Below are 8,109 nucleotides of genomic sequence, written 5' to 3'. Positions count from 1 at the left end.
GCCGCTGGCCGGCATCCGCTGGATCGCCTATCGAGCGCAGATGCCGGCCAGCGGCCGGCACTACCCAGCAAAGAGGCCCTTCGGGGCCTCTTCGCGTTTTCCCTACGGCGGGGTATGCTGCAATGACCGGCCGTTGTCGATACGCTCAGGGCCGGAACCTAATACATCACGATTCCTGGAGGGGGAATATGAGTCTGGATCGTCCCTGGCTGCAGAGCTATCCGAAAGGCGTTCCCGCCGAGATCGACGTCAACGAGTTCCATTCGGTAGCTTCGGTCTTCGACGCTTCCGTCGCGAAATTCCGCGACCGTCCCGCCTACTCCAGCTTCGGCAAGGTCCTCACCTATGGCGAGACCGACGCGCTGGTCAATCAGTTCGCGGCCTACCTGCTGGGAGAGCTCAAGCTCAAGAAGGGTGACCGCGTCGCCCTGATGATGCCCAACTGCCTGCAGTACCCGGTGGCCACCTTCGGCGTGCTGCGCGCCGGCCTGACCGTGGTCAATGTCAATCCGTTGTACACCGCGCGCGAGCTCAAGCACCAGCTGATCGATGCCGGCGTGACCGCACTGGTGGTGGTCGACAACTTCGGCGACACCGTCGAGCAGGTCATCGCCGATACGCCGGTCAAGCACGTGATCACCACCGGCCTGGGCGACCTGCTTGGCGCCAAGGGCGTGATCGTCAACTTCGTGCTGAAGTACATCAAGAAGATGGTGCCCAACTACCATCTCAAGGGCGCGGTGCGCTTCCGCCAGGCGCTCAAGATCGGCAGCCGCCACAGCCTGCCCAAGGTCGAGATCGACCACGACGACATTGCGTTCCTGCAGTACACCGGCGGCACCACCGGCGTGGCCAAGGGCGCGATGCTGACCAACCGCAACCTGATCGCCAACATGCAGCAGGCCTCGGCCTGGATCAGTGCGTCGGGCATCGAGATGGGCAAGGAGTGGATCATCACCGCCCTGCCGCTGTACCACATCTTCGCACTGACCGCGAACGGGCTGGTCTTCATGAAGTTCGGTGGCTGCAACCACCTGATCACCAATCCGCGTGACATGAAGGGCTTCGTCAAGGAGCTCAAGTCGGTGCGCTTCACCGCCATCACCGGCGTCAACACGCTGTTCAATGGCCTGCTCAACACCCCCGGCTTCGACACGGTCGACTTTTCTTCGCTGAAGGTCACCCTGGGCGGCGGCATGGCGGTGCAACGCGCCGTGGCCGAGCGCTGGAAGAAGGTCACCGGCGTGACCCTGGTCGAGGCGTATGGCCTGACCGAGACCTCGCCGGCGGCCTGCATCAACCCCCTCACCCTGACCGAATACAACGGCTCGATCGGCCTGCCGATCCCGTCCACCGATGCCTGCATCAAGGACGACAACAGCGCCATTCTGCCGCTGGGCGAGGTCGGCGAGCTCTGCATCAAGGGCCCGCAGGTGATGAAGGGCTACTGGCAGCGCCCGGAGGAAACCGCCAAGGCGATCGATGCCGACGGCTGGCTGCATACCGGCGACATGGCGAAGATGGACGAACACGGCTTCTTCTACATCGTCGACCGCAAGAAGGACATGATCCTGGTGTCCGGCTTCAACGTGTATCCGAATGAAGTCGAGGACGTGATCGCGATGATGCCGGGCGTGCTGGAAGTGGCTGCGGTCGGCGTGCCGGACGACAAGTCCGGCGAGGTGGTGAAGGTGGTCATCGTGAAGAAGGATCCGAACCTGACCGCCGAAATGGTCAAGGAGCATGCCCGGGCCAACCTGACCGGCTACAAGCACCCCAAAATCGTCGAATTCCGAAAGGAGCTGCCGAAGACCAATGTCGGCAAGATCCTCCGTCGCGAACTCCGCGATACGCCCGCCCAGTAAGGGTTTTCGGCAATTTGAACGGTACCGGGCCCGGGGCGGAAACGTCCTGGGCCCTTTCGCATGCGACGCCCCTGAGGCGGTGTAGCATCGCCGCGTGTGTGGACCGTTCGGCCCGCCGGCCACCCACCTGACACTGCGGGCCGCATGCCGAGGACCCTTCCATGAGTACCATCGAAAAGCTGCCCTCAAGCGGCTCGCCTTTTGCCACCATCCGTACCGAAGACAGTGCCGACGGCACTGCCCACTGGCTGTTCATGCATGCCGATGCCGCCACCGGCATCCGTCCCTGCTGCCGCAAGGACATGCTCGACGAGATGTGGAGCTACATGGCGGCCATCACCCGCAGCCCTGCCGAGCGCCACAGCGGCACCCTGCGGCATTTCGTGCTGGCCTCCGATGCCGTCGCCTACAACCTGGGCGGTGACCTGGACCTGTTCACCCGCCTGATCCGCGAAGGCAACCGCGACCTCCTGTTGAGCTACGCCCAGCGCTGCGTTGAGGGCGTGCACCACCTGCATACCGGGTTCGGCGGCGATGTCCGTTCGATCGCCCTGATCCAGGGCGACGCCCTGGGCGGTGGCCTGGAAATGGCCCTGGCCTGCCACACCATCGTCGCCGAGGAAGGCAGCGGCCTCGGCCTGCCCGAAGTTCTGTTCGGCCTGTTCCCGGGCATGGGCGCCTACTCCTTCCTGTGCCGCCGGGTGTCACCACACCTGGCCGAGAAGATCATCCTCGACGGCCGGGTCTACAGCGCCGAGGAAATGCATGCGATGGGCGTGGTCGACGTGCTGGTGAAGAAGGGCGAAGGCCGGGCGGCCGTCGAGGAACTGATCCGCCAGCAGCAGCGCACCCCGCAGTCCTACCTGGCAATGAACGCCGCACGCAGCATTGCCCAGCCTGTCAGCTATGACGAACTGTTGGAGATCACCAAGGTATGGGTCGATTCCGCCCTGGCCCTCGGCGACCGCTCTCTGCGCACCATGGATCGCCTGATCAAGGCCCAGACCCGTCGCGCCAGTCTCGACGCGGCCTGATTCATCCCTCCCCCAGGATGGGTTCAAGCCCGGTTGGCCACCGGGCTTTTTTTATGGGCCTTGCCGTGGTTCAGCGCGCCTCGCCATCGTCAGCAGCGCCACGCAGGCGGCGTTCGGCCCGCGCCTCCAGTGCACGCCGGCCTTCCTTGATCGCTTCCTGCAGGATGCCCAGGCGCTGGCGCCATTCGGTCTTGAGCTGCCAGTCAGCCATCCGCATCAGCTCGCCGGCACGGTTCGACGCGCGCATCAGGCCAAGGTTGCTGGCCACACCCTTGATCGCATGGGATTGTTCGCGGAACACATCCCACTGCGTGGTCTCGCCGGCCTGCTCGGCCTTGCCCATGCAGCTCGCCACGTCCTCCAGGCACTGGCGGATGAACTCACGTTCGAAGCCCTCGCCCATCCCCAGCGAGGCCAGCTCGTCCAGCACGCTGCTGTCGAGCACCCCATCCTGCAGGGCCATCGGTCGCACCACCGGTGCGGCCATGGTCTTCAGCTGGGCGTTGCTGGCGATCTCGGCCAGGGTATCGAGCAGGCGCACCGCCACCACGGGCTTGGCCAGGAAAGCATGCGCCCCAGCCTGGGTGCAGCGCTGGATCGCCTCGGGCGTGACATCGGCGCTGAGCACCAGCACCGGCGTGCGCGGACCGCCGCCGGCCTGCATCACCCGCAACTCCTTCAGCATGTCCAGCCCACTCATGCCCGGCATGTGCAGGTCGACGATGACCGCATCGAATTCACTGTCGGCCAGCGCATCCAGCACTGCCTCACCGCCGTCCACGCACAGCACGCGATGCCCGGCCTTCTGCAGCAGGCGCTGCAGGACCATGCGGTTGGCCTCGTGGTCGTCGGCCACCAGGATCTGCATGCTGCGCACGCGGGCGCGATGGCGCAGGAACGGGTCGGCAAATGCGATCACGTTGCCACCCGGCCCCGCGTCGTCGTCGCCGGTCAGGCTCGGTACCGCACCCGGCACCTGCGGCTGCGGCGGCGCGAACGGCAGCTCGACCCAGAAATGGCTGCCGCGCGGCGGGTTTTCCAGATAACCGATATCGCCGTCCATTGCTTCGACCAGGCCCTTGGCGATGGTCGTGCCCAGCCCGGTGCCCTCGTGGCGACGCGCCATGCTGACGTCAGCCTGCTCGAAGGCATCGAACAGCCGCGCACGCATGGCCGGCGCTACACCGATGCCGGTGTCGAGGATGTCGAAGCGCAGCCGCACCGCGCCACTGGTATCGGCCTGCACCACGCTGACACGGATTTCGACCCGGCCGTGATCGGTGAACTTGACCGCGTTGCCGGCCAGGTTCAGCAGGATCTGCCGCAGGTGGCCGACGTCTCCGCGCACGCGGGGCGGCACACCATCGGCGACCTTCACCCGGTAATCCAGGCGCTTGGCCTTGGCCTGCGGCAACAGGATCAGCCCGATCGCCTGGATCACGTCGGCCACGGCGAAGTCTTCGGCCACCACGCGCAGCTTGCCGGCCTCGATGGCCGAGATGTCCAGCACTTCCTCCACCAGCGCCAGCAGGCTGCGCGACGACGCCTGGATGGTGTTGAGGCACTCGCGCTGCTCATCGTCCAGACGCGTGGTCGCCAGCACTTCGGTCATGCCGTTGAGGCCGTTCAACGGCGTGCGGAACTCGTGGCTCATGTTGGCCAGGAAACGGCTCTTGGCCTCGCTGGCACGGCGCGCCTCGGCCATCGCCTCGGTCAGCTGCCGCAGCAGTGTCGAGAAGTACAGCGGCACCGCCGCCAGGCCGAGCCAGAGGCCGATGGCCAGACGGAAATTCTGTTGCCAGTAGGGCGTCAGCAGCACCGTGCAACCGAAGCTCACCATCGCCATCGCCACCGCCACGTACAGGTAGTGGTTGCCGAAGCGCATGCCGTTGCCGACTGTCACCCACATCACCACGATGTAGACCCAGGCCAGCGGCTCGCCCATCTGCACCATGCCGGCAGCGATCAGGCCATAGTCGGCGAGCATGCCCAGCACGCGGCGGGGATCGGAACGCGCCGGCCGCCACAGCAGCCAGCCGAACAGCAGCAGCGACAGGCTCAGGCCGGTCAAGACGATCGCCAGCACGCCCACGTACTGCGTATGCGGCAGATCGTGGCGCGGCGCCGGCAACAGCACGTAGGCCAGGATCAGGCTGATCAGGACAATACGGACGATCTGCTGGCCGTGTTCGCTGTCCTGGCGCTGGGACAGGCGCAGCCGCAGCTGCGACAACAGCCGTTTCACGCGCCCAGCCCCGGGCGCGCGGACGCCATCGAATGCTCGGCGCAGATCTGGTCCAGCTGTTCGCGGCCGCGCAGCAGCGCGTCCACGCATCGGGGATCGAACAGCCGGCCACGCTGGGCGTAGAGATAAGCCAGGGTGGCTTCCATGGTCCATGCTTCCTTGTACGGACGAGGCGAAATCAGGGCGTCGAAGACATCGGCGACAGCCACGATGCGCGCTTCCAGCGGAATCGCATCGCCGACCAGCCCATCGGGATAGCCGCTGCCATCGTAGCGCTCATGATGACGCAGTGCGATCAAGGCGCCAACCTGGATGAAACGATTCTGGCTGCCGCTCAGCAGTTCATGGCCAATCCGCGGGTGCCGGCGCATGATCGCCAGCTCCTCCTCGTTGAGCTTGCCCTGCTTGAGCAGCACCGCATCGGGAATGGCAATCTTGCCCATGTCATGCAGCGGCGCAGCCATTTCGATCAGGCGCACGTCCTCCTCGGGCAGCCCGAGCTGGTCGGCGATCAGGCCGGCCACGCGCGCCATGCGCTCCAGATAGGCACTGGTGCCTGCATCACGGAACTCGATCGCCCGCGCCAGCCGCGACAGCGTTTCGCGCTCCCGCTCTTCGACCTCATGCATGCTGGCCAGCAGGCGCTGCTCCAGCGACAGCGCCCGTTGCTTCACGTTCTCGGTCTGTTGGCGCAGCTGCAGCAGGTTGTAGCAGCGCGCACGCAGTTCGCGCGGGCGGATCGGCTTGACCAGGAAGTCGATGACCCCTGCTTCCAGTGCCGCCTGCCGGATCGGCTCGTCACCGACCACGGTGATCAGGATTACCGGAATGTCGCGGTGCTTGGGCAGCCGACGGAAACGGCGAGCGAATTCCAGCCCATCCATCTCCGGCATGCGGTAATCGAGCAGCAGCAGGTCGACCGGATGGGCTTCACACCAGGCCAATGCGGTCAGCGGATCGCCGAAGTCATACACGCTCAGTTCCGGCGCGATGTCTTCGATGACGTGACGCAGCATCGTCCGGGCGGAAGTCTGGTCATCAACGATGACGATATTCAACGCGTACTCTGCCTGGTTTTTCGACCACGCTGGATCATCAGCAGGCGAGGATACTCTGCCGCTGCGAACGCTCGCACCCTGCATCGGCCTGACTCCCGTGTCGTGCATCCCGATTCATGATCGTCATCACAATGCGAAGCGGACTCCCCACACCGTGCCCTCCCCTAACGCCGATCAAGCCATAGCAGGCGTCAAGGTAGTGCAATTACGATACGCCGAGTGCGGGACGCGTCAATCGCGCCGTCTCGTTTCGGGACGGCGCGCACAATCGGGAGTCAAAAAGGTGACTTACTGCTCCGGACGCATGTACGGGAACAGCAGCACATCGCGGATCGAGCTGCTGCCGGTCAGCAGCATCACCAGACGATCGACGCCGATACCCAGGCCGCCGGTCGGGGCCATGCCGTACTCCAGCGCACGGATGTAGTCGGCGTCGTAGTGCATGGCCTCGTCGTCGCCACCTTCCTTCGCGGCCACCTGGGCCTGGAAGCGCTGGGCCTGGTCTTCCGGGTCGTTCAACTCGGAGAAGCCATTGGCCAGCTCCTTGCCGTTGACGAACAGCTCGAAGCGGTCGGTGTAGCCCGGATCATTGTCGTTGGCACGGGCCAGCGGCGAGACTTCCACCGGATGGTCGGTGATGAAGGTCGGCTGGATCAGGGTGTGCTCGACGGTGGCCTCGAAGATCTCAAGCAGCAGCTTGCCCCAGCCGTAGGACGGCTTGACGCGGATGTTCAAGCGCTCGCAATGGCGCAGCAGCGCGTCACGGTCGGTGCAGTCGGCAACCGAGATTTCCGGGTTGTGGTGGCGCACGGCTTCGTCCATGCGCCAGCGGCGGAACGCCGGGCCCAGGTCGATCTTCGCCCCGTCCCACTCGACCTCGGTGCTGCCGTTGACTGTCCTGGCCACGTCACGGATCACGCCTTCGGTCAGGTCCATGATCTCGTTGTACGTGGCATAGGCCTCGTACAGCTCCATCATGGTGAATTCCGGATTGTGGCGGGTGCTGACGCCTTCGTTGCGGAAGTTGCGGTTGATCTCGTACACGCGCTCCAGGCCGCCCACCGTCAGGCGCTTGAGGTACAGCTCCGGCGCCACGCGCAGGTACAGGTCCAGGTCCAGCGCGTTGTGGTGGGTGGTGAACGGCTTGGCCGCCGCGCCGCCGGGGATGTAATGCATCATCGGCGTCTCGACTTCCAGGAAGTCGCGGTTGTCCAGCCACGCACGCATGGCGCGGATGATCTTCGAGCGCTTGATGAAGACCGCGCGCGACTCCGGGGTGACGATCAGGTCGACGTAACGCTGGCGGTAACGCTGCTCGACGTCGGCCAGGCCATGCCACTTGTCCGGCAACGGACGCAGCGACTTGGTCAGCAGGCGGATCGACTCGGCCTTGACCGACAGCTCGCCGGTCTTGGTGCGGGTCAGGCCACCTTCTACGGCGATGATGTCGCCCACGTCCCAGCCCTTGAACGCGGTGTAGGCATCGCCCAGCACGGCCCCCTGCAGGAACAGCTGGATGCGGCCGGACTCGTCCTGGATCTGCGCGAAGCTCGCCTTGCCCATGATGCGCTTGGCCATCAGGCGGCCGGCCATCTTCACCTGGCGGCCGTTGCCTTCCAGCGCCTCGGCGGTCCACTGTTCGGCATCGGCGAATTCGTCGTGCAGGCGGCCGGCGAAGTCCTCACGACGGAAATCGTTCGGGTACGCGATGCCCTGCCCACGCAGCGCTTTGAGTTTCTCACGGCGCTCGGCGATCAACTTGTTCTCGTCGACGGGGGGGGTATCGGTAGCTTCGCTCATGGATCTGCGGGAATCGTGTAGTGAGGGGGGATGCTGCGCCCGGCACAGCCGGTTGCCCAGCATACCAAAACCGCCCTGCCCCGGCCTGGAGAGGGGGGGGGGGGGGG

5 protein-coding genes are annotated in these 8,109 nt (G+C 65.4%); 2 read left to right on the top strand and 3 right to left on the bottom strand.

Going from position 1 to position 8,109, the window contains the following annotated elements; all coding sequences use genetic code 11:
• The first annotated feature begins 188 nt into the window (after positions 1 to 188).
• Together ABGA94_RS04800 and ABGA94_RS04795 are read left to right on the top strand one after the other, a co-directional pair.
• Positions 189 to 1,865, top strand: a complete 1,677-nt coding sequence (locus ABGA94_RS04800) for a long-chain fatty acid--CoA ligase (protein ID WP_134968460.1) — start codon at positions 189 to 191, stop codon at positions 1,863 to 1,865.
• A 161-nt stretch (positions 1,866 to 2,026) separates the two neighbouring features.
• Positions 2,027 to 2,899, top strand: coding sequence for a crotonase/enoyl-CoA hydratase family protein (locus ABGA94_RS04795; RefSeq protein ID WP_111129256.1), 873 nt, complete (start codon positions 2,027 to 2,029; stop codon positions 2,897 to 2,899).
• 70 nt (positions 2,900 to 2,969) lie between these two features.
• Here ABGA94_RS04795 and ABGA94_RS04790 read toward each other — a convergent pair whose 3' ends face one another.
• The 3 genes from ABGA94_RS04790 to lysS form a co-directional block, all read right to left on the bottom strand.
• Positions 2,970 to 5,144, bottom strand: a complete 2,175-nt coding sequence (locus tag ABGA94_RS04790) for a response regulator (RefSeq protein WP_111174607.1) — start codon at positions 5,142 to 5,144, stop codon at positions 2,970 to 2,972.
• Complete coding sequence (locus tag ABGA94_RS04785) at positions 5,141 to 6,286, bottom strand: two-component system response regulator (RefSeq protein WP_032954148.1); 1,146 nt, start codon at positions 6,284 to 6,286, stop codon at positions 5,141 to 5,143. Before ABGA94_RS04785 ends, ABGA94_RS04790 begins: the two co-directional genes overlap by 4 nt.
• 204 nt (positions 6,287 to 6,490) lie before the next feature.
• Positions 6,491 to 8,002, bottom strand: a complete 1,512-nt coding sequence (gene lysS / locus ABGA94_RS04780; RefSeq protein ID WP_375366534.1) for a lysine--tRNA ligase — start codon at positions 8,000 to 8,002, stop codon at positions 6,491 to 6,493.
• Positions 8,003 to 8,109 lie beyond the last annotated feature (107 nt).

This window comes from Stenotrophomonas sp. 3diitr2024, from assembly GCF_042136455.1.
Lineage (GTDB): Bacteria > Pseudomonadota > Gammaproteobacteria > Xanthomonadales > Xanthomonadaceae > Stenotrophomonas > Stenotrophomonas sepilia.
The sequence above is the reverse complement of the archived record's forward strand: the minus strand, read 5'-3'. Positions and strand labels throughout refer to the sequence as shown.